A 22,015-nucleotide genomic window follows, 5' to 3' on the forward strand; every position below is an offset into this window, starting at 1 on the left:
TTTTTACATACGATCATCCGGCAAAATAAAAAGTTTGCTATGCAACGGAGCATAACAAATTCTGTTTTTGAGGCAAAGAAGCCCAAAAATTCCTGATTTCAGGGGATTTTTGGGCTTCTTTCTATTTCTCAAAAGAATAAGCACATAGAAGATGCACAAACGGGTGTTCCTGTTTTTTCTGGTGTTTTCAAGGCTTTTGAGAGAGTAAATGACGGCATCGAATCCTTATGAATCGCTCTCTGTTTTAAAACCGGGAACATTCTTTGGTTTTAGAAGAAAATATGCAGACTGGAACAGAGCGTTCAGAGAATTTATTTCAGGCACAGCGAAAGCAATGGATTCTGATGTCAAGTAAAGCAAGAGCCAAAGAAAAGAAGGAGGATTTCAGCAATGAATCAAAACGCTTTAGGTATGATTGAAACAAAAGGTTTGGTAGGGGCAATTGAAGCATCTGACGCGATGGTAAAAGCGGCCAATGTGACTTTAATCGGCAAAGAGCATGTGGGCGGCGGTTTGGTAACCGTTCTGATTCGTGGGGATGTCGGTGCAGTAAAGGCGGCAACAGACGCAGGTGCTGCCGCAGCACAGCGGGTGGGAGAACTGATTTCTGTTCATGTAATTCCCCGTCCCCACAGTGAAGTGGAGGCTATTTTACCCAAGACGAAATAAGCATTTGGCTAATTGAGCGGAGCACGGCTTGGCCGGCGGAATAAGGAGGTTGCACTATGCTGGTAGGAACGGTAATCGGCAATGTTTGGGCAACAAGAAAAAATGATGGCTTAAATGGATGTAAGCTGATGGTGGTAGAGCCGTATGAATACAAGAACCATGCCTCTACCTATCCGGTTGTTGCAGTGGATACAATTGGGGCCGGAATAGGGGAGACGGTTTTGGTTGTGTCGGGCAGTTCGGCCCGGTTGACGATTGGCGATGGCCAAAGTCCGATTGATCATGTCATCGTGGGAATCGTGGACAAAATTGATCTTCCCGAATGAATTGAGCGTGTGTTCCCATAAAACTAAATTGGCAAAGGAAGATTCTTCTATGAGTATTAACACAATCATTCTCTATATTATTTTGCTTTTTATGGTAATCGGTATCGCAGACAAACTGTTATTTAACAATAAATTTGGATACGGCGCCCAGTTTGAAGAGGGCATTATCGCAATGGGCCCGCTGGCGCTGGCCATGCTTGGAATTATGTGTTTTGCGCCGATTCTGGGCAATCTTTTGGCGCCCGTGGTTTCTCCTCTTTACAATTTAATCGGCGGTGACCCGGCCATGATAGCCGGCTCTGTTTTGTCGATTGATATGGGCGGTTATCCGCTGGCGAAAGTGATGACAGACAATGTTCAGATCCAGCACTTGTCCGGCATTTATGTGGGCGCTATGATGGGAACGACCATTGTGTTTTCTATTCCGGTTTCTTTGGGAATTATTCAGGAAGCCGACAAACCTGCCCTTGCGAAAGGTGTTTTGGCCGGCTTTATTGCCATTCCGTTCGGAGCCATGGTTTCTGGTTTGATTGCGGGAATTCCATTTTTGTATATTCTGATTAATTTAATTCCTTCCATTGGCTTGGCCATTCTGTTTGCCATCGGTTTGGCTGTGATTCCCGACGGAATGCTGAAAGGGTTCAATGTATTTGCCAAATTTATTACAGCTTTAATCACCGTTTGCCTGGGGGCTGCGATTGTGGAAGAATTGGCCGGGATCACCGTGATTCCCGGAATGGATCCCATTGCACCGCAGATTGAAACAGTGGGCATCATTGCACTGACTTTGGCCGGTGCTTACCCCATGGTTCACTTTATTACAACCGTGTTTTCCAAGCCTTTGATGGCGCTGGGCAAATTGATTGGAATTAACAACATTGCCGCAGCCGGAATGATAGCCTGCCTTGCCAATGTTCTTCCCATGTTTGGAATGATGAAAGACATGGACGAAAAAGGTAAGGTTCTGTCTGTGGCTTTTGCAGTTTGCGCTTCGTTTACCTTTGGGGATCACCTTGGGTATGCATCTGCTCAGGATCAATCTGTGGTATTCCCGATGATCATTGGAAAACTGCTGGGCGGCATTATTGGCATTATCATTGCAAGTCTTTTGGTGGTTCGCAAAACAGACGATAAAAAGATTGCGGCAGCTTAATTATGTTGAGGAGATAACAAGATGGAATTGGACCAAATATTTATCGAAAAAATGATTCGCCAAATCATTCGAGAGGATATGGGGAAAGGAAACGGTGACTCAAAACAGGTTGACCCTTCCGGGGTGATTTCTGTGGATCCCAAAGCTTATACTCTTGAAAAATTTCCGTTTCCCATTGAAAGTGATCGGGTTTTCTTAAAAGATATTTTTTCTCAGGAAGAAAGCCCCCGTATGGGCTGCGGAATTATGGAGCTGGAAGACACCAGCTTTGAATGGACACTTCAGTACGATGAAATTGACTATATCATGGACGGTACTCTGGAAGTTATCATGGATGGAAGAACGGTTTCTTCCAAAGCCGGAAGCCTTCTTTTGATTCCCAAGGGAACTAAGGTTACATTTTCTGCAAAAGGGAAAGTGCGCTTTTTATATGTGGTCTCTCCCGCCAATTGGACAGAGCAATAAACGAAATAATTCCTGGATAGGAAGTGACACGATGAATCGATTTGATGCATGCCCGAAGATCTTTTTCGGTGAGAATTCTTTGGACTATTTGTTGCGGCTGCCCCAGAAAAAGGCGGTCATCATCACCGATCCTTATATGGTGAGCTCCGGCACCGTAAAAGTTTTGACCGATCGTCTGGAGCAAAATCAGATGGAATATGTTGTTTTTTCTAAAATTGAGCCGGATCCGTCTATTGAAACAGTAGCGGCCGGGCTTCAGGTTATTTTTCGGGAAAAACCTCAGGTAGTGATTGCGCTTGGCGGCGGTTCAGCTATTGACGCCGCCAAGGCAATGCTTTATTTCTGTGTCCGCTTTAAAAGCGGACTGATGGAACAGCAATATATTTATCAGCCCATGTTTATCGCAATCCCGACCACCAGCGGAACCGGGTCTGAAGTTACGTCTTACGCGGTTGTTAGCGATCGGCAGCAGGGTGTAAAAGTTCCCTTGAGTCACCGCAGCATGATTCCGGCAGTCGCCATTTTGGATCCGGAGTTCACCAAAACATTGCCGGCAAACATGATAGCCTATACCGGAATGGATGTGCTGACGCACGCCATAGAGGCCTATGTTTCGCCCCAGCGCAATGATTTTACCAATATGTTTGCGCTGGAAGCGGCCAGCCTGACCATTCAGTGCCTGCCCCCTTTTTATCGGGATGTAAACCAGACCCGGATGCGCGAAAAAATGTACAGCGCTTCTACCATGGCGGGGCTGGCCTTTACCAATTCCGGTTTGGGGCTGTGCCATGGAATTGCCCACACGATGGGCGCGCAGTATCATGTTCCCCATGGCAAGGCAAATGCCGTTATATTGCCCTATGTCATACGCTTTAACGCGGGCATTGGCAAGTACAAAAGGCCGGGGGTAAAGCATCACTATGCGGAATTGGCCAAAAAGTTGGGTCTGACCGCAAACAGCGAAGAAGAGTTGTGCTGGCAGCTGGCAATGACCGCCAAGGTTTTGTGCGAGCAATTTGAAATTCCCACTTCGCTGTCCGGCTGCGGCATTTCAGAACAGGACTTCTTCGGGAATATGGATCAAAACATCACAAAGATTTTAGAAGATGCCTGCACAAAGGCTAATCCGGTGAATGTGAGTCGAGAAGAGCTGTACTCTTTACTCAGTGACATCTATCGGGGAGAATAAAAGGTGCTTTTCGGCAAATGAGTTGCTGAAATAATCAAGTGAAAAAACAAATATCAGGGAAGGAATCGGAGGTTATTCAAATGACAAACAGCAATGCGCTTGGAATGATTGAAACAAAGGGATTAGTAGGATCAGTAGAAGCCGCAGATGCAATGGTGAAAGCGGCCAATGTTACCCTGATTGGCAAAGAACACGTTGGAGGCGGTCTGGTGACTGTTATGGTTCGCGGCGATGTGGGGGCCGTGAAAGCAGCCACCGATGCCGGGGCTGCCGCTGCCGCAAATGTGGGGGAATTGGTGTCTGTTCATGTAATCCCCCGCCCCCATGGCGAAGTGGAGCAGATTCTTCCCAGACTGAAATAATTGATTTATTGCATCGACGTATGAAGCCGAATGACAAAGTTCGGTTTCACACCGGAATGAAATGAGAAGGGATGTGATAAACAATGAGTCTTCTCACAGAATCGCAGCTTCGTTTTGAATTAAAAAGTACAGATTTGGATGCGATGAAGGAATTTTGGGTTGAAAACGGCACAGTTGTTACTCCGGCTGCCCGGGATTTTCTTCGGGAGCACAGAATTGCTTTGCGTTACGGCGAAGTTCCGGCGTATAAGACAGAGCACTCAAGCATTTCTCGTCAGGATTTTTTTTGTAACGTGGACCACAGGGAAGAAAAAGACGCTGGTGCTGATTTGCAAATGTCTGTGCCAGCCCAAAGGGAGAAAGCAATCGCCGAAATTAATGGGGAACCGGAACAGGAAAACAAGACTCTTTCTATGCTGCGGCTTCATTCCAAACTGGAAAGTCTGGAAGCGCGCATACTGGAAGTGCAGCTGATTTTCCAAAAGCGGGGGATGCATCAGGCGGTGGAGCAATTGGGAAGCACTTTGGAATATACCCGGGAAATTGTGCGGTGCTTGGTGCAAAGCAAAGAACTGGAAGAACCGGCCATTTTGGGGATGAGCAGTGAGGAAATTTCTCAGCGTTCTCAAAATCCGCAACAGTATTATGGCATCCCTCACTTTTCTGTTCGTCTGGAGCACGGGGAAGGGGTCATTTTGCTCAACACACTGCGGGCACAGGCACGCGAAACGGCGCTGGATGCATACAAGATTTTTCAAGATGACTGCGGCGCGGCACAGCAAGAGGATATTTTGCGGGGACTGAACCGGCTGGCATCCTTTTTCTATGTTATGATGTTTCAAATGCTGACTCGAAAGGATCTGGAATAAACGGAATCAGGAAAAAATATAATAACCCTTAACCGTAATTTTTGCTTATGACTCCCTGTTTTAAAATAGATATCGAAGAACCCCCGTCTCAGCTGTGCAGTGAAATGCATGGCTGGGGCGGGGGTTCTTTGTGAGTAAAATATGCCGGTCTATCTTTTAAATTCCATCTTTTCTCAGTGCCTTTTGCTGACATCTTTTTTTGGAATCCGGCAATGGCTGGCACAGGATGTTTTATGGTCTGATGATTTGTGATAACGGCACAAAGCGCAAAGTGTGTCTGTACTGACAATATGTTCCATGGCACAGGCGTCTGCTGCGGCAGTTTGTTGGTCTACTTTTAAAACCTCGGTTAAAAAATCCCGGATCACCATACATTTGTCCAACAAAGAGATGGCGTGCCGTTCCCCGGCAGGGGTGAGATGAACTTGCCGATGCTGATCTTTTCGCACCAGCTTTTCTTTTTCCAGTTTGCTCATGCCGACGCTGACACTGGCTTTGCTGAGCCCGAGATTTTCGGCAATGTCACTGATGCGCACACCCTCATTTGTTCCGAAGGAAAGCTCATAAAGGGCTTTGATATAGTGCGCCTGAGAAGGGGTAAGAGAATGCATGAGGCTGTTCCTCCTTTTCAAACGGTTGTTCATCCTTTTAAAAAGCCGGGGTTTCAGATGCGTTTTTTTAAAGAATTCTCGTGCAGCGATACTCAGATTCTTTAAAAAATGAAGAAGAATAAGAGGAAGCCTTTGATGGGTTTGTACCCTGTTATCGCTCCAATAAATTAGTACCCGGCGGCCACTCAAAATAAAATATTTCTAAAAATCATTCATGAAGCTTCCAACCGATGGCTTTTTTGCGCACCCCCACAAAATCGGAGTAAATTCCTGGCTGCTGAATCAGTTCTTCGTGGGTGCCGCGCTGAGCAATGCCGCCGTCTGCCACCACAATAATCTGATCGGCATGGCGAACCGTTTTCAGGCGATGGGCAATCATGAGAATCGTTTTATCTTTTGTCAGCTCTTCAATTGCCTTTTGAAGCTGGCTCTCATTTTCCGGATCTACACTGGAAGTGGCTTCATCCAAAATGATGATGGGGGCATCCTTTAAAATAGCCCGGGCAATGGAAATTCGCTGTTTTTCTCCGCCAGAAAGGGTAGCTCCGTTTTCACCGATCACCGTGTGATAGCCGTTGGGCAAAGCCGAAATAAAATCATGGCAGCAGGCTTTTTTTGCCGCTGCAATCACTTCTTCCCGTGTTGCATCGGGGTTTCCGAATTTAATGTTATTTTCAATGGTATCTGCAAACAAATAAACATTCTGGAATACAATGCTGATGTTCGAAAGAAGGCTGTCCAGCTTATACTCCCGCACGTCATAGCCGCCGATTCGGATGCTGCCTGTATCCACATCCCAAAAGCGGGCGATCAGGCTGCACAGGGTGCTTTTTCCGCTGCCCGACGGGCCGACAATGGCCGTGGTGCTTTTTTCGGGAATGAAAAGATTGATATCAGACAAAATTTTGCGCTGGGCAAAAGAAAAATCAACATGATAAAATTCAATATCAAAATATTCTGGATGCAGTTCTTTTCCCTCGCTATCCATTACCGGAACTTCATCAATTTCATTTACGTTGTCCATAGAGGAATCCAGAATTTGCAGCGCAAAGGATTTTTCTCCGGCTTTTTCCAGCTGGTTGTAAATCAGGAAGGATGCAACGATCATCAGCAAACAGACCACAAGGGTCATCGTGCCGGACAGATAAAAATAGATAGAAGAAAGAATCACAACAATGCTCATCATCCGCAGAATGACAGACTGCAAAATTCCATAAGGGAGAAACACGTGTTCCAGATTTAAATTTTTCTCTTTGCTGTCCCGGATGGTGCTCTTGATTTTCTGGTTGGATTGGCTGTCCAGATTATAGGCTTTGACCACCAGAAGCCCCTGAATGTATTCCAGCACGGCGCCCACCAGATTTTCTTGCGCTTGTTGCCGGAGCGGCGAAATTTCTTTGGATTTTTTTTGCATCTGGGCGTTGCACCACAGAAACAGAACTGCCCCTAGCAGCACCAAAAGCCCAATCCGCCAGTCCACAAACAGCAAAACAATCGAAAGAATAAACGTGTAAAGAAAGCCGTTGAGCAATTCGGACAAAACAGAAGAAGCGTTGTTTTCAATTTCACCCATGGTGGTGGTTACCGTAGAAGTCAAAGCGCCAAGGCTATGATCATTAAAATATCCCATCGGCATATATTTGATGCGATCACCCACATGAATTCTTTTTTCTGCACACATAAAATAGCCGGTTTTTACCTGTCCGAAATCAGATGCATAGCTGCACAGAATGCGCCCGAGAATGCTGAAGATCATCATGCCCAGTGCCGCCCACACCGTGGTTTGACTCAAACCGTTGATGATTCCGGTAAACACCAGCGCCAGTGCGCCCATTTGAAACATATCAAAAATAGAATGAAGCACGCCGAACAGTACGCAGCGTTTTAGCGTATCGCGCATGCTGCCGGAAAAATCAAATATCTTCTTTAATGTTTGTATCATTGTGTGCTGCCCCCTTTACAAATCATCTTTTGCGCCCACATGCGCTTCCCACATATCGCGGTAGAGCCCACAGATGTTTAAAAGCCGGCTGTGGGTGCCAACCGCTTCGATCTGCCCTTGCTTGACCACAACCAGTTGATCTGCATCGGTTACGGTGGAAAGGCGGTGGGCAATCAGCAAAACGGTTTTCCCTGCAATTAATTTTGCCAAAGATTCTTGAATGACCGCTTCACTTTCCGGATCCGTATAGGCGGTGGCCTCATCCAAAATCACAATGGGGGCGTCTTTCAGCATGGCACGGGTAATGGCAATGCGCTGCCGCTCTCCGCCGGAAAGATGCCCGCCGGCACCCCCGACCACCGTATCATACCCATTTTCCAAATTCTGAATAAAATCGTGACAGCCGCAGGCTTTGGCGGCAGCTTCCACCTCATCATCTGTGGCAGTTGGTTTTCCCATGCGGATATTTTCCCGCACGGTTTCATCAAACAGATAATTATCCTGAGCCACATAGGCAATTGTGTCCATGAGCTGTTTTTGCGGGATTTGGCGAATGTCTGCCCCGCCGATGGAAACAGAACCCTGTGTCACATCCCAAAACCCGGCGATTAGCTTGGTAATGGTGGATTTGCCGCCGCCGGAAGGCCCGACAAAAGCGGTAATTGTGTGGGGAGGAAGGGTTAAATTTATATTTTTCAGGATTTGTGTTTCTTCCGCTGCGTCCTCTTGATAAGAGAAGCAAATATTTTCTAACCGGATGGTTCGATCTTTCAGGTCCTTTTTTTCTGTGGGTCTTAGAAGCTCCGGCGCATCCAGAACTTCACATACCTCACCCACGATGGTTCCCACCTGGGCGATGCTGTCTGTATAGTTCATCGCTGCCAAAATCGGGCTGACGATGCCCAAAGAAAGAACGATGACCGTGATAAAATTCGGCACAGAAAGGGAACCGTTCATGCGTAATATACAGCCGATGGGGAGCACCCCCACCAGAACACTGGGCCAAATGGTGAACATGGCAGATTTATACCACTGAACACTTTTCATCCAGTTGACGGCGTAATCGGCATTTTCGTTGACTGCTTTTGCGTACTTGCCATAAGAATTGGCAGATTGGTTAAAGGCTTTAATCACTTCAATGCCGTTGATATATTCCACAACCGTATTATTCATGGTGCGCATGCGCTGCACCAGCCCCTGAAATTTTTCGGCATATCCTTTCCCCATGCCTTTGTAGCATAAAAATCCGATGGGAAGGGTGAGAAGCGAAGCCAGCGCCAGCCGCCAGTCCAGCACAAATAGATAAATTAAGATGAAAACCGGAACCAAAAGATTCGAGGTTAAATCGGGAATCAAGTGGGCCAGAATCGGCTCCATACTCTCGACTCGATCCACAATGGTGCTCTTTAGTTTGCCGGATGGAGTTTCGAGCACATACCCCATGGGAACCTTTGTCAGCTTGTTGACCAAAGACAGTCGAATTTCTTCCAAAACAGAGTAAGTGGCATTGTGAGAAACTGCTGTTGCCCAGTTGGAAAAAAGGATCTTTGCCAAAAATCCTGCGGCGGCAACGGCACACCAGCCCAAATAAACAGAAAAGGCGGTTTCACCAGCCATCAAATTCGTAACGATTCCGGCGACGACAAAGTATGGAATCATTCCAGCAGCAACACTGACACAAGACAGCAGGCTGGAAAGAACGTAGCCTTTTGTGTGGGGCCCAGCGAGCTCCATCAAGCGGGAGAAGGGTTTCTTTTGTTCTCGCATTACAAATATAGCTCCTTTCAAAAAAAGAATGGAGATGGGTTCTCCATCCCAATCTCCATTATAAGAATATTTAAGTGTTGTCTGCCACTCCCCGGGGGCAGCTTGTCCCCCTTTCCGACAGGAAGATGTTTGGCTCGTTTCCATTTGCTTTATGAGCGGGGTTTATCATGTTGTGTTTGGTTTAAGCAATGGATCTATAGGGGATAGCAGTGTCGGCAAAAAATGCAGAAAAAACAAATCCTCCTATTTTATGAGTAGAGGAAACCAATTTTCTTTTTTGTCATTGCATCTTTTGATAAATGAGCAGAATGTTTTTTGTTGCTGCTCTAAATAGATGGAACTACCGTTATTCCAAAGGAAAATTTCGATATTCTGAGGGAAGAACACCGATTTCTTTTTTAAATGCTTCTGAAAATTTGCTGGGATTGTCATACCCCATTTGAGAAGCAATTTCGGTAATGCTTTTTCCAGATTCCCGCAGAAGTGCGGCGGCTGCCTGAATTCGATAAGATTTCATATAGGCGTAAATCGAGCTTCCGTAAACCGCCTTAAAACAGGTTTTCATAGAGGTCATGGGGATTGAAAATTGCTGAGATAACTCCTCCAGAGTTAGATGTTGCCCCAAATTTTGAATCATATAAGCATGAATTTCTTTGATGGTTTGCACCTGATTTTTATAGAAGTATCGGCGCTCCCGTTTGTATTCAGAGGGATTGGTCGAGTGCAGGAAAAACAAAAGCTCTAAAACCTTAATTTTAAAATAATAAGGCATTAGTTCAGTGGGTGTTTTGTAAAGTTCAGAAAAAATGTGTTGAATGGTATCTTTGGTGCGCATCACAAGGCAGGTGTCACTTTGGCACATCTTGTCTCGAATCTGGAATAAATCAATGGGCATTCCGCCAAAAGCTGCCCCCACTGCTGCAAGGGATTTTGCGGCTTGCGGAAGATAAAAAGTCAACGAAATCCCATGATACTGAGAAAGGGGAAAACGGGTTTCACGTGTGGTATTGGTCAGCATACTAATTGACAAATCGCCTTCGCCCAAATAAATGCAGTCCCCGTTGGACAATTCACATTCAAACCGCCCCACACGGCAATGATTAATTTCCATTACATCCGGTTTGGGCAGTTTGTTTTCGTTGTAGCCATTTTTCATGTGGAAATTATTGTAGAACAGCTCAATACCCGGAACAACCTGATAGTGTGTAATGACGCCTTTTCCGGTATCATTGCTCATCTGATAAACGGTACAACCATTTTTCTGCGCAATTTTTTGAGTGGTGGGGTTAAAAAAATCAAGTGTATCTTGAAATTTCATATTCATTTCAACTTTATCCTTCTTGTTTTTTTGAACAGTTAGGTTCTGCTAACTAAAAATCATCATAGCATGATTGCGGTCGTTTGTCTATGCGGCTTATTTTCACTACAACACAAATTAAGATGTTATCATTTTTAGGGCTGAATTTTTCTGACCACTGATTTTTATTCGGGACACGGTCTTTTCTTGAGGTTCTGTTTGCAAATAAAAAAACAGCGGCTCCCGCTGTTTTGCAGGAGTCGCTGCTTAGTCGACCAACAAAGAGATTTCGTTATGCAGGTCGTTGATGATGGTTCCCAGAAGCACCATGCGTTTCAGGTCTTTGGTTTTCTTCGCTTCTTGGTAACAAACAGAATATACAATCAATTTGCTTTGCAAGACTGCCTTTGCATTGTTGCCCATATTCTCACTCCCATCATTCTGTTTGTTTACATAATACATGACAAATGTGTCTCAGGTGTGAATGAATCAGCTGCCCGGGGAAAGAAGTCCGACGAGAAGTGAGAACAATCGTCAAAACGAACAAGCTCCGGTTTGGAATTGTATCATTAACTCACGCATCTATTTTTGGGGTAAGGGATGACGTCGTGCAACATAGGGGAAAGGCGGTCTTTGCTATTTCAATCCACGTCCCTCATGGGAGGGACGACCAGTTGGGCATCAGGTTCTGCTTCCTCCTGCTGGATATTTCAATCCGCGTCCCTCGTGTGAGGGACGACTGCGCCCGCTGCTGCCGTAATAGGTGGTTATCTCTATTTCAATCCACGTCCCTCGTGTGAGGGACGACACTGCGTGGTTAATGTAGTGGTGCTGTTGGACGATTTCAATCCACGTCCCTCATGTGAGGGACGACTCCGTTCGGGTTGATGATTCCCTTACTTTTAATATTTCAATCCACGTCCCTCGTGTGAGGGACGACGGTCGCAATTTTAGGAGCACTTGGGCTTAGCACAATTTCAATCCACGTCCCTCGTGTGAGGGACGACTATTTTGACTTTATTATAACCATAGGGCGGCACAATTTCAATCCACGTCCCTCGTGTGAGGGACGACAAAATTAAATAAGTATCCTAAGATTCAAACGCCAATTTCAATCCACGTCCCTCGTGTGAGGGACGACACATCAGCCAAAAACTTCACATAAAACCCAGCAATTTCAATCCACGTCCCTCGTGTGAGGGACGACCCGGCAGTTGCGCCTTTTCCAAGCAATGCTTGTATTTCAATCCACGTCCCTCGTGTGAGGGACGACAAATCAGACCAGTGGTATCAAATTCCGAATCGTATTTCAATCCACGTCCCTCGTGTGAGGGACGACCGTATTGCCGCGGGGCTGTATTATTGCCACGGCCATTTCAATCCACGTCCCTCGTGTGAGGGACGACGACCTCATAGAGTTTTACAGATTTGATTGTCCAGTATTTCAATCCACGTCCCTCGTGTGAGGGACGACAAATCCTTAAAATGTTCATATGCACAAACAAGCTATTTCAATCCACGTCCCTCATGTGAGGGACGACTATCTCGGTATCCACTCCATAGTCCGCTATGGGATTTCAATCCACGTCCCTCATGTGAGGGACGACATTGTTTGGGACGGCGATTGGGAGCGCATCGGAATTTCAATCCACGTCCCTCATGTGAGGGACGACGGTGATAGCTTCACCTAAAGTGTCTCCCACTGTTCATTTCAATCCACGTCCCTCATGTGAGGGACGACCGCATATTGCCAAAAACCTTAGATTCGGACAAATAATTTCAATCCACGTCCCTCATGTGAGGGACGACCTCCCAAGCAATACAATATCATCAAAGAGGCCATATTTCAATCCACGTCCCTCGTGTGAGGGACGACATGCGGTAGAAGAATATAAGCGTACTGGTAGTTTATTTCAATCCACGTCCCTCGTGTGAGGGACGACAATGAGATCACACACATCGTGTAGGGATGCTTGCATTTCAATCCACGTCCCTCGTGTGAGGGACGACAAAAATATCAACACACAATATGTGGGGGCTTTTATTTCAATCCACGTCCCTCGTGTGAGGGACGACACGGTCGGGGATATGCCTGTTGTGCAGCAGTGGATTTCAATCCACGTCCCTCGTGTGAGGGACGACCTGTTACATGAGGATGATAGACGGTATCTGCGGATTTCAATCCACGTCCCTCGTGTGAGGGACGACGTTTATCAATATCAACCGAATCCATCCAATTCTATTTCAATCCACGTCCCTCGTGTGAGGGACGACCGTAATGGTGGACAAGCCCCATAACGACCTGATATTTCAATCCACGTCCCTCGTGTGAGGGACGACTAATCTTGAATACGATTTATGACAGGCTTAAAATTTCAATCCACGTCCCTCGTGTGAGGGACGACTGCAGTCTTTCAGCTTGCGGGCCTTGATCTTGCATTTCAATCCACGTCCCTCGTGTGAGGGACGACTCTTGCCATGTTAAGGCTCCTTTCGTGTTCGTTATTTCAATCCACGTCCCTCGTGTGAGGGACGACAGTCCTTGCCGTTGTCAATGTGCAGGATTTTTGATTTCAATCCACGTCCCTCGTGTGAGGGACGACCAAAGAGCATCTCGATCGTCCCGAGGTTTCCGGCATTTCAATCCACGTCCCTCGTGTGAGGGACGACAGGGGCTCAAGGGCATCGCGGCCCGGCAGAAGAAATTTCAATCCACGTCCCTCGTGTGAGGGACGACTCGGAGCCGGGAAGCCTACGATCATTCTTCTTGAATTTCAATCCACGTCCCTCGTGTGAGGGACGACTCCCGCATGTGCTTCTCAAGGGCAACTTGCGAAATTTCAATCCACGTCCCTCGTGTGAGGGACGACTGCGAAACAAACAAATCTAGGGGAATTTAAGGTTAATATTTAGAAGTATTTCAACATAGAAGAAAATATAATGTATACTAATAGTATATTTTTTAAAATAAATTACAAATTTACGTGTGCGAATCCCCCAAGGATTCTCTGTGCGCTTATGATTCGCGTTAAAAAATCATCGGCTCTTCCGGGGAATATGTTTGTTTGGCACCATAATGCTCAATACGCGTTTTATAGCTGTTTCCAAGATTATAAATCCGCAAACTGTCTTTGGTGTCATCCATAGCACTGAGCAGTTGATTTTTTACAATACAAAGTTCGGCAGGGGTCAAAAGACACTCAAACACAGAATTTTGCACCCTTTGTCCATAATTAACACAAATTTTTGCCACCTTGCGCAATCGCTTGCTGCCCTTGGCGTCTTCGGTATTCACATCATAGGTGATGAGAACCAGCATAGTTTACCTCCAGATAAATGGTGGATATTCGTCAATATCTCCGCGAATCTGTTTTGCCAGCAACATGGCTTGTACATACGGTAAAAGCCCCCATTCCACTTTTTCCTGCAAAAAAGGGTGCATGATTTCTTCTTTCTTTTTCTGCTGCCATAGGGATAAAAACTTTTTTCGTCCCTCTTCGGTCAGCAGAATTGCGCCGTTTTCTTTTTTCAAAAAGTCTTTGCCGCAAATACTCTTTTTATTGATGATTGTCAGCACAAAGCGATCGGCGAATGGTGCACGGAATTCTTCCAGCATATCCAGTGCCAAAGAACATCTGCCCGGCCTTTCTGTGTGATAGACACCGGCATACGCATCAAGCCCGACTGCTTCCAGTGCACTGACACACATAGAAGTAAGCAGGCTGTATGAAAATGAAAGCAGCGCATTGACATTGTCCATAGGAGGGCGGCGTGACCGCCCATGATAAAAGAAGTCATCTTTTTGCTGCAAAATCATAGCATCAAATACTGAAAAATAAAGGCTGGCACATTCTCCCTCCAGCCCGCGCAGGCTATCGGCACTTGAGGCATGATAGGCTTTCACTTTTCCACTTTGAAGCGCAGAACCCACCTGAGTGAATTTTTCGGTGTCAATCCGCATTGCATGGTCGCGAACTGCGCGGCTGAGAACGGCATTGCTGTTGGCGAGCTTGGCAGAAATTATATTTTTCGCGATTGCCAGCGATTGTTCCGGATGATCGCAAATGCGGTATTGCTGGCGGCGAAGCAGAATATTTCCATAAGATTTTCCCGTAACTTTGGCCAGAAATCGTCCGCTGGGCTTAAAAAACACCAGAGACTTATTCATTTCAGCACATTTTCCCATCAGTGCAGGGCTTGCGCCAATGTAGCCAAAAGCCATGATTCCGTCAATCATATGCAAGGGCAGCCGCCCCAGTGTATTGCCGTCACTTTGAATCACCACATTTTCTCCATCCAGAGCAAGGTAGGTATTTTCTGTGGTGACATAAAGTGTGTTTAGAAGTTTTTTCACGTTTGTGCCTCCTCAGTACCCAAGTTCTGCTCCAGATAAGTCCGGACAGATTTTACCTTGCACAGTTTTGGCAGGCAAAGGTTTTTCAGCGAACAGGCATTGCAGCTTTTGCTGGGTTTGACCTTTGGGACATATCCACGATGATAATAGCCGTGCATCTCATCAAACAGGCACCTGACGCGTTCTTTTAATTCTGCAGTCAGTTCCACCTTTTGCCGCCGTTTTATTTTGCCATAGAAGATTGCTCCAGAAGGAATTTCACAGCTTAACATTTCTTCCAGACAAATTGCCTGTGCCGCCAATTGAAGAATATCGATATCGTTATCTTTGGGTTCCCCGTGCTTATATTCTACCGGATAAACTGTATAAAGGCCATTGCGGCCATGAAGCGCAATGCCGTCGGCAGATGTTCGGAATTCAACAATGTCACATTCGCCGCTGGCACCCAGACTGCGGGAAAAAACAGGCATGCCGCGAGAAAGGAATACTTCTTTTCGGCTTTCAGAGGAATAGCCATCATGACAGTTTTCGTGCAGCAAATTCCCTTCAACCGTGCGCAGATTTTCTTCCCAAAGCTGTTCGATATGAATTAGTGCCCACTGTCGGCGGCAAAATGCAAAGTGCTGTATTCCCGAAAGCATGAGAAAATCATCTTCGTTATATGCCATCGATAATTTCCGGCTCAAGACCATCCAGTGTTGTGATTGTAATGTTATAGTCCTCTACGGATTTTGGATAGGCCACTTCGTCTTTGGGTGTGATTTGAATAGAGTTATGTACTTTGGCGGAAGAGTACTGGCCGATTTTATTATTGTGATTCCACCAGTAAAGGCGGATCACCTCCATGCTTCCGTCCGGTCTTGCTGCAGAACTGTCGTTGATGAACAGGGTACGCAGGCATTCTTTTATTGTTTCGGCATCCTGCTCGGTAAAACCGGTTTTTTCTGCCAACTGAACGTTGATGGCACCTTTGAGTTTATATAATCCGAATTCAACCATATGCTTTGAACCCATGGTGTCAGAGCTCTTTTTGCCGTCGTCGGTTGGTTCGCTGTTTACGCTCTTGGTGATCTGCATACTGTTGATGTCCACCGGAGAAATGCTGATTGCTTGATGGATGGATACCGGCCCGCGAACCCCCACTGAAACGCTGTCTTTTTCTTTATCCTTGCTTTTTTTGTAAGCAAAAACCTGTCCGAACGCTCTGACGTCAAACCATTTACTGCAAGCCTGATCAGCATAGTCATCCTTTGAGGTGTAAGAGATGATGTTTTTTCCGGCGCGATCGCTCAGGCTGTTGCACCCGTCATCACAGCGATCGTCAGACTGGACAAAAATATTTTCGCCCATATCCTGAAGCCGATTGCGCAGCTTCCGTTTGATGCAGACATCTGATATTTCTCCGTTGCCGGTATAAGTTGTGCGCGGACGGTTTCCGTTGAGCGGATCGCCGTTGGGGTTAGCATTGGTCACCGAAACGAGTACGACAAAATCAATCTTATTTTCAAGCGTTTTCATTTTCTTGTTCCTCCCTGTTGTTATTCTTATCGTTTTTGTATGCATTCAGCTCTGTCCGCTGCAGATAATATCCAATGAGATACAATTCTTCCAGGGGGCGATTGAGCTGTTCTGGATCGTTCATAGATGCGGTTAGCTTTTCTGCGATTTCTGAAATAATATCTTTATAATATTTTCTGGAGCCCGGGTTCATCCTCTGAAAATAAGGATTTAATTTTTCCTCCAGCAATTTCCAGGTGCTCATGGGATGATTGACATAGGCACTTTGCAGGCGAATGGCGTTTGGCTCTCGTGTTTCCCCGGGGGAGAATGCGGCGCGTTCTGTTTTTTCAAGCACGGCGAGAAGCCGCCCGAACAGATAGCTTCTGTCGGTATTTTTATCATCAAGTGACATTTGGATGTTCGCTCCTTTTCCTCTGTAATATTTCGCAATCAGCGCACAGGCTGTTGAAAGAATCCGCTCATGGTTGCCGTAAGAAAAAGCCTGCGGCGAAGAAGCGCGGTGAGCCAATGCCTGAATGATGTCCCGGGGAATTGGCTTTTGATCCAGCATACAGTGGATGATTCGCTGCCATTGTTCCTTCATAAGCTTGTCGCTGGTTTCCAGAAAATTGCCTTGTTCCGTTCCGAATGCACAAAGAACAATCTGCTTTGTCAACGGAGTCAGCACAGTGGTATAGGGCTTTTTTTCAGGCGTAAAGCGTGTAAAGTACCAAAAACAGGTGGTTCCCCAATGGGTTAGACGATCGTAGAAATCAGAGGCTTTGAGCTCGTTGTAATAGATTACGGAAAGACGCCCGGTTGTGGCGGCATCCAGACCGATGATAACAATATCATCGTTATTTTCCAGTTCGTCGCGGTGGCCGTTCAGGGTTCGAATCAAGCGCGTTTTGTATTCCTCTTCGGTATAGGCTCGCGGTTCGCCGTCATCCTCCAGCCCCAGGGGATCTTCCAAGTCAACCACTTTTTTTCCGTTTGGGTTCCAGCAGATATAGGTGCGTTTCTCCTGTTTCCCAATGGTTACGCCTTGTCTGGCTGCAAGCCATGTCAGCGCATTGTGTACCTTTTGGGTTGCCTCATAGCTGATGGCGCACGCTTGCTCAGAAGAAGCGAACCGCCCGCGAAAGGTGAAATTCACCTTGTCGTTGGATGAAATGAGTTTTGCTCCGTAGTTAGCGGCAACGATGCCTTTCGGGTGATTTGTGGATAGGGTGCCGGGGCTGCCGGTCAGGTAACAAATATCCTCTTCGCTGTTTTGAGAGGAAATATAATATTGGGTATAGCAGTGAAACAGGGATTCATCCTGCCAAACGGCATCTGGTTGGCAGTCGATGAACCGAAAACGCACCAGTGCTTTTTCATAGATGGTTCCGTTGATTTTTTTATCCAGAAACACTCCGTCGGCAGTTTCTAAAATTTTCGATAAAATCAAGTCGTGAGCCATTTGTTTTTTTGCGGCATAAAGGTAGACCGCCTGCACTTTTGGGTGAGAGAAAGGGGAGTCTGCCCAGCTTTTTAGTGCGGAAATATATTTCTCGAATTTTTCAGAAGCTTTTTCTGCGGCCTTTTGATTAGAAAGATATTCTCCGAAATCCCCGGCAACATAAGACAGGGTATCGCACAGTGCATGCGGTGCGACGCCGCTGGAGCGGGAAGCAGAGGTTTCTGTAACCGGAATAATGGTTTTTGCTTTTTCTTTCTCTACCGGATATGCACCGCAAAACTCCCCATTCAGATTGATAAGAATTTCAATCTGGGCGTTAGCTGTCATATGGGCTACCAGAGAAAGCGGCACACCTTCTGCCGATTTTCCGGCCATATGGGCATTTGCTTCATAGGTTTGATAGAGCGTGTTCGTCCATGCCATAAAAATCCCCTCCTGATGCAATCGGCGTAAAATTGTTCAGCTCTTCCCCAAACGGTTTTACCTCCATCTCTCGAACCGGGCGGTGAATACATTCTTGTGGCGGAATAAAATCAATCACACCTTTTTTCATTACTGCCCGCCACAGCCGCACGGTCATTTTGCCTTTGGTTTCATCGGAATAAGCCTCGTCGGCATAGGTGATTCCATGGTACATCATTCCGAAATCCAACTGGGGTGTTTCGTCGTAAAAGCTGGTTCCGTTGCCGAAGATGCAAGGTTCCACATAGGCTTGGCATTCCCGTGTTCCAAGAAAAACATCTCTTCGTCCGCCGCGTGCAATCATCCGTTTGGCAATGTTGTGGTGTTTGTTTTCATTGCGGTCGCCGGCTAATTCGGGGCGGTTTTCGTTCCAGATAAAATGGGCCCTCACCTGATAACAGCAGTCTTTTAAATAGGTGTAATAAGAAAGATCGTTGCTCGTTTCATTGGCGCCGTGTTGGTATTTAATCGGGCGGATTCCTTTGGTTTCGGTTTGTATCTGGTTCATGACACGCACAGAGTCAATGATCCAAATCAGACTGGGTTTCCAATATACACTTTGCAAAATGCCTTTTACCGCTTCGTAAGTTGGCACTTGATAGGTAAACTTCTCGCCCCCCACACGAGTGATGGGATCAGAAAACAATGCATAATCCCCATGAACTTCAAACTCTACGATGTTTTTATGCTGCACCCGAATACCTCCTTTCAAAAAATAAAATTTTCAATGACCAATCCGGTTTCCGGATGGTAACACTGTTCATTTAAAACAGTGAAACGCCCTTCGTCCGGTGACGATAACATCCCGTATTCCCGCAGCTTTTTGTTTTGGTATTCAAAAATCTGTATGGTAAAGGGTTTTGCTTTTTCTATGCATGTTTTTACAAAAGCAGAATCATGGGCAGCTTTTTGCGAAAAGAGATCTGCGATTACTTTTTCTGCTTCTGCGTTATATGGCACTATGACCTCGGTTGTGTTTTCATCAAAGACCTGAAAATAGGATCCGGCTGTTTTAAACGCCTGGTTCAGAAAGTATTTTCCTGTAAATTCCGGACGCTTTGTATGCAACGGGTTCTCTGCAAGCAAATCAAACAGGTTTTCGATTTTGCCGTACGGCAGTTTTTGCGGGTAGCTGAATTTTCCTTTGATATCCATATCGTGAAACAGAAGCTGATAATAGTTTAAAATACTTTTATCGCTGAGCAGGTCACCGTCATAGGGGATGGGGTCTTGCGCAAACTGATACAGCAGCTGTTTGGCACACCGCTGAGCCGCCTTAATTTCTTGCAGCATCCCCAGTCTTTCCACATCCTGACTTAAATTGACCACATAGACGGCGCAGATACCGCCAAAATCGTTGCTGCGGTTACAGCGTCCGGCCGCTTGGGCAATATTATCAATCCCTGCCGCCATACGGATAACGCTTTCAAAAGAAAAATCAACTCCAGCTTCCACCAACTGGGTGGAGATACACAATATTTTTTCTTTGTTTTTTAAGGCGGAGTTGATGCGAGCCAGGGTGTCGGTTCTGTGTGCCATACACATTGCGGCGGAAAGATGAAATATCTTGTAGTCACTGTGGCGCTGGCAAAATTCTCTGTACAGTCTGAATGCACTTTCTTTGGTGTTGCAAATGATTAAAAGGGAAGAGATCTGTTCGAATAAATCCAGAGAAAAGTCGGCCAAATCTTCTACAGACATTCCATACGGTGTGGTTTTATCGATAATTTTGGTTCGCTGAAATACGTCAAAGACCACTTTTTCATACGGTACAATATCAGCGGGTACGGAATATTGCAGCGGCATAGTGGTTTCGTCAAAGCAGGGTGAGGTCGCAGAGGATAATACGATGGTTGCACCACAGCCATAAGCAAGAAAATTCAGCGCCATGGTGAATAAGTTCATCGTTTTTTTCGGCAGGGACTGCACTTCGTCAATGACAATGACGGCTTCTGACAATGCGCTCATGCGGCGCACGGCAGTTGTTTTATCTGAAAACAGAGTGTTTAAAAGCTGCACCAGTGTGGTGATGATGATGGGGGATTCCCAAGTTTCAGTACACAGCTCGTATGTGTCCAGTTTTTCTAGATTTTCAAAGGTTTTCACCACATTGGAATGATGTTCAGTCAAAATAGTTTGATCTTGTATGTAATTTTGGATTACGGCGCTGTTCTGATCTAAAATACTCAGAAGAGGAATCACAAATAAAATTCGCTTTTTGCGATGTTCTTTTGCGTGATAAAGGGAATAGCGAAGCGCTGAAAGCGTTTTGCCGGCGCCGGTAGGCAGCGTTAGCCGGTAAATTCCGCCGCTTTGCTTTTGCGCAAATTCCCGGCATTGGTCTGAAAAATAGCTTCTTGCCCGGTTAATGGGGGTCACCGCATCAAAATCTTTGATTTTTTGCTCTAAATAGGCAATTTGTTCTGACCAAAGCGCATTAGAACCGTCGCGGTAATTCAGATGAGAATCGTTCATAAATTCCGCCGTATCCCGTCGGTCACCGTCTATAACTGCCGATAATACCATTCGGGCAGTCAGCCCCATTAAAAAGCTGATTTGAGATCTGGATTTTTTGAAACGTGTTTTAAACAGTTCAAACAATGCAGTAATTTCTTTTTGTGCGAACGAAAACAGGCGGTCGATTTCTTCTGTTGAGGCACAGTTTTCGTGAAAGGTTTCTACCGCTTTGTCATAGTCTATTTCTTTCGCATCTTTTTTCAGCCGGTGTTCAAATCCACTGGTGTTATTGAGCGTGACACAGTCAAACTGCCCATGATGTGCCCCAATGGCATACACAAGAATTTCGCAGGTGATTGTATCAAGGCCAAGTGGCCTTTCGGTATGATACTTTTGAAGCAGGTAGATGCACCCGCAAAAGGTATGGTTTACACTGCCGCGACTTACCTCTTCTCCGCTTGCGGCGCGTTCTAAATAATCTTGATATTTAGCAGTGTATTTTCCCATGTCGTGCAGCAGCCCGGCCAGATAGGCCGTGTAATATAAATTCATTCCTCTTAGCTTTTGAGCGGCGTAGTCCGCGACATGAAACAAGTGACTTGATAATGGCTGCTCTGTTCTTTTGCCGTTGACTTGAGTAATGTGCGCCAGATATTTCGCCATGCAGTTCCCTTCTTTTCCTTATCCTCAGTGAACAAGATCACTGGCCAAATCGAATCCGATATTATTTGTATCATGATATCGTTTTTCTCTTGTGGTCTTTCAGAATGATGAAGCTTGTGGGTGCTCCAAAAGCTTCTGTTGTATCTATTATACTGACAAATTTACCCATTTTCAATTTGAAATTGACAAAATGATTTATATTTATGAAATTAACGGAATGTAATTTGTGAATAAAGAATAAAGTGCAGATCTTCAAAGAAACACACATTCGGATGATTATGGCCTTTTCATTTCAAGCTATCTATCGAAAAGCCACTGCAACAAAAAAGCCTCACGAAGCGAATTTGCTTCGTGAGGCTTTTTTTGTGGGTCATTCCGTTTTGTTAGGCTTTAAAAGGGGTAACAGTTTTTAAGAACGAATTGTGTTTCCCATAGCAAATCGAATGGCGCATGAATATTCCTGAAAA

At 45.8% G+C, this 22,015-nt stretch carries 19 protein-coding genes and 1 CRISPR repeat array; of the genes, 7 read left to right on the forward strand and 12 right to left on the reverse strand.

Annotated elements, in window-relative coordinates:
- The first annotated feature begins 390 nt into the window (after positions 1 to 390).
- From eutM to C1A02_RS12740, 7 genes are all read left to right on the forward strand, one after another.
- The gene (gene eutM, locus C1A02_RS12710; RefSeq protein ID WP_101698622.1) at positions 391 to 669 is read left to right on the forward strand and encodes an ethanolamine utilization microcompartment protein EutM; all 279 of its coding nucleotides are present in this window, start codon (positions 391 to 393) and stop codon (positions 667 to 669) included.
- A gap of 56 nt (positions 670 to 725) precedes the next feature.
- Positions 726 to 995: a EutN/CcmL family microcompartment protein gene (locus C1A02_RS12715; protein ID WP_101698623.1), complete on the forward strand. Its 270-nt coding sequence runs from the start codon at positions 726 to 728 to the stop codon at positions 993 to 995.
- Positions 996 to 1,044: 49 nt separating this feature from the next.
- Complete coding sequence (locus C1A02_RS12720; protein WP_101698624.1) at positions 1,045 to 2,148, forward strand: ethanolamine utilization protein EutH; 1,104 nt, start codon at positions 1,045 to 1,047, stop codon at positions 2,146 to 2,148.
- 21 nt (positions 2,149 to 2,169) lie between these two features.
- On the forward strand, positions 2,170 to 2,613 hold the full coding sequence (locus C1A02_RS12725) for a EutQ-related cupin domain-containing protein (protein WP_101698625.1): 444 nt from the start codon (positions 2,170 to 2,172) through the stop codon (positions 2,611 to 2,613).
- Between the two features lie 31 nt (positions 2,614 to 2,644).
- A complete protein-coding gene (locus tag C1A02_RS12730) occupies positions 2,645 to 3,802 on the forward strand; it encodes a 1-propanol dehydrogenase PduQ (RefSeq protein WP_164997222.1) in 1,158 nt (385 codons plus the stop codon).
- An 80-nt stretch (positions 3,803 to 3,882) separates the two neighbouring features.
- A complete protein-coding gene (locus C1A02_RS12735) occupies positions 3,883 to 4,164 on the forward strand; it encodes a BMC domain-containing protein (protein WP_101698627.1) in 282 nt (93 codons plus the stop codon).
- An 83-nt stretch (positions 4,165 to 4,247) separates the two neighbouring features.
- On the forward strand, positions 4,248 to 5,033 hold the full coding sequence (locus C1A02_RS12740; protein ID WP_101698628.1) for a hypothetical protein: 786 nt from the start codon (positions 4,248 to 4,250) through the stop codon (positions 5,031 to 5,033).
- 173 nt (positions 5,034 to 5,206) lie between these two features.
- Here the strand turns inward: C1A02_RS12740 and C1A02_RS12745 are convergent, their stop codons facing one another.
- The 12 genes from C1A02_RS12745 to C1A02_RS12795 all read right to left on the reverse strand — a co-directional run bounded on the left by C1A02_RS12745 (position 5,207) and on the right by C1A02_RS12795 (position 21,548).
- Positions 5,207 to 5,644 carry a metal-dependent transcriptional regulator gene (locus C1A02_RS12745; RefSeq protein ID WP_164997223.1) on the reverse strand — a complete coding sequence of 146 codons (438 nt, stop codon included), beginning with the start codon at positions 5,642 to 5,644 and terminating at the stop codon, positions 5,207 to 5,209.
- A gap of 208 nt (positions 5,645 to 5,852) precedes the next feature.
- The gene (locus C1A02_RS12750) at positions 5,853 to 7,586 is read right to left on the reverse strand and encodes an ABC transporter ATP-binding protein (RefSeq protein ID WP_101698630.1); all 1,734 of its coding nucleotides are present in this window, start codon (positions 7,584 to 7,586) and stop codon (positions 5,853 to 5,855) included.
- A gap of 15 nt (positions 7,587 to 7,601) precedes the next feature.
- Entirely contained in the window at positions 7,602 to 9,353 is a 1,752-nt protein-coding gene (locus C1A02_RS12755) for an ABC transporter ATP-binding protein (protein WP_101698631.1), read from the reverse strand.
- Positions 9,354 to 9,699: 346 nt separating this feature from the next.
- Positions 9,700 to 10,677 (reverse strand): helix-turn-helix domain-containing protein, encoded by a 978-nt coding sequence (locus tag C1A02_RS12760; protein ID WP_243578016.1) that lies wholly within the window; start codon positions 10,675 to 10,677, stop codon positions 9,700 to 9,702.
- A 240-nt stretch (positions 10,678 to 10,917) separates the two neighbouring features.
- Positions 10,918 to 11,073, reverse strand: a complete 156-nt coding sequence (locus C1A02_RS13580) for a hypothetical protein (protein WP_164997224.1) — start codon at positions 11,071 to 11,073, stop codon at positions 10,918 to 10,920.
- A 215-nt stretch (positions 11,074 to 11,288) separates the two neighbouring features.
- Positions 11,289 to 13,520: a CRISPR direct-repeat array (repeat unit 33 nt; unit sequence ATTTCAATCCACGTCCCTCGTGTGAGGGACGAC).
- Between the two features lie 158 nt (positions 13,521 to 13,678).
- Positions 13,679 to 13,969: a CRISPR-associated endonuclease Cas2 gene (gene cas2, locus C1A02_RS12765; protein ID WP_101698632.1), complete on the reverse strand. Its 291-nt coding sequence runs from the start codon at positions 13,967 to 13,969 to the stop codon at positions 13,679 to 13,681.
- A 3-nt stretch (positions 13,970 to 13,972) separates the two neighbouring features.
- Entirely contained in the window at positions 13,973 to 15,004 is a 1,032-nt protein-coding gene (cas1c, locus tag C1A02_RS12770; protein ID WP_101698633.1) for a type I-C CRISPR-associated endonuclease Cas1c, read from the reverse strand.
- Complete coding sequence (gene cas4, locus C1A02_RS12775) at positions 15,001 to 15,672, reverse strand: CRISPR-associated protein Cas4 (protein ID WP_101698634.1); 672 nt, start codon at positions 15,670 to 15,672, stop codon at positions 15,001 to 15,003. Before cas4 ends, cas1c begins: the two co-directional genes overlap by 4 nt.
- Positions 15,662 to 16,522 (reverse strand): type I-C CRISPR-associated protein Cas7/Csd2, encoded by an 861-nt coding sequence (cas7c, locus tag C1A02_RS12780; protein WP_101698635.1) that lies wholly within the window; start codon positions 16,520 to 16,522, stop codon positions 15,662 to 15,664. Before cas7c ends, cas4 begins: the two co-directional genes overlap by 11 nt.
- Entirely contained in the window at positions 16,509 to 18,389 is a 1,881-nt protein-coding gene (gene cas8c / locus C1A02_RS12785; RefSeq protein WP_101698636.1) for a type I-C CRISPR-associated protein Cas8c/Csd1, read from the reverse strand. Before cas8c ends, cas7c begins: the two co-directional genes overlap by 14 nt.
- Positions 18,355 to 19,122, reverse strand: a complete 768-nt coding sequence (cas5c, locus tag C1A02_RS12790; RefSeq protein ID WP_101698637.1) for a type I-C CRISPR-associated protein Cas5c — start codon at positions 19,120 to 19,122, stop codon at positions 18,355 to 18,357. The genes cas8c and cas5c overlap by 35 nt, the downstream gene beginning before the upstream one ends.
- A 14-nt stretch (positions 19,123 to 19,136) precedes the next feature.
- A complete protein-coding gene (locus C1A02_RS12795) occupies positions 19,137 to 21,548 on the reverse strand; it encodes a CRISPR-associated helicase/endonuclease Cas3 (protein ID WP_101698638.1) in 2,412 nt (803 codons plus the stop codon).
- Between the last annotated feature and the right edge of the window lie 467 nt (positions 21,549 to 22,015).

This window comes from Clostridium minihomine (assembly GCF_900240385.1).
Lineage (GTDB): Bacteria > Bacillota > Clostridia > Oscillospirales > Acutalibacteraceae > Faecalispora > Faecalispora minihomine.

Coding starts and splice junctions, on each gene's coding strand:
- C1A02_RS12720 (WP_101698624.1), top strand. CDS start 1,045: ATGAGTATTAACACAATCATTCTCTATATTATTTTGCTTTTTATGGTA.
- C1A02_RS12725 (WP_101698625.1), top strand. CDS start 2,170: ATGGAATTGGACCAAATATTTATCGAAAAAATGATTCGCCAAATCATT.
- cas2 (WP_101698632.1), bottom strand. CDS start 13,969: ATGCTGGTTCTCATCACCTATGATGTGAATACCGAAGACGCCAAGGGC.
- C1A02_RS12715 (WP_101698623.1), top strand. CDS start 726: ATGCTGGTAGGAACGGTAATCGGCAATGTTTGGGCAACAAGAAAAAAT.
- cas8c (WP_101698636.1), bottom strand. CDS start 18,389: ATGGCATGGACGAACACGCTCTATCAAACCTATGAAGCAAATGCCCAT.
- C1A02_RS12730 (WP_164997222.1), top strand. CDS start 2,645: ATGAATCGATTTGATGCATGCCCGAAGATCTTTTTCGGTGAGAATTCT.
- C1A02_RS12795 (WP_101698638.1), bottom strand. CDS start 21,548: ATGGCGAAATATCTGGCGCACATTACTCAAGTCAACGGCAAAAGAACA.
- C1A02_RS13580 (WP_164997224.1), bottom strand. CDS start 11,073: ATGGGCAACAATGCAAAGGCAGTCTTGCAAAGCAAATTGATTGTATAT.
- C1A02_RS12735 (WP_101698627.1), top strand. CDS start 3,883: ATGACAAACAGCAATGCGCTTGGAATGATTGAAACAAAGGGATTAGTA.
- C1A02_RS12740 (WP_101698628.1), top strand. CDS start 4,248: ATGAGTCTTCTCACAGAATCGCAGCTTCGTTTTGAATTAAAAAGTACA.
- eutM (WP_101698622.1), top strand. CDS start 391: ATGAATCAAAACGCTTTAGGTATGATTGAAACAAAAGGTTTGGTAGGG.
- C1A02_RS12745 (WP_164997223.1), bottom strand. CDS start 5,644: ATGCATTCTCTTACCCCTTCTCAGGCGCACTATATCAAAGCCCTTTAT.
- C1A02_RS12760 (WP_243578016.1), bottom strand. CDS start 10,677: ATGAATATGAAATTTCAAGATACACTTGATTTTTTTAACCCCACCACT.
- cas7c (WP_101698635.1), bottom strand. CDS start 16,522: ATGAAAACGCTTGAAAATAAGATTGATTTTGTCGTACTCGTTTCGGTG.
- C1A02_RS12755 (WP_101698631.1), bottom strand. CDS start 9,353: ATGCGAGAACAAAAGAAACCCTTCTCCCGCTTGATGGAGCTCGCTGGG.
- C1A02_RS12750 (WP_101698630.1), bottom strand. CDS start 7,586: ATGATACAAACATTAAAGAAGATATTTGATTTTTCCGGCAGCATGCGC.
- cas4 (WP_101698634.1), bottom strand. CDS start 15,672: ATGGCATATAACGAAGATGATTTTCTCATGCTTTCGGGAATACAGCAC.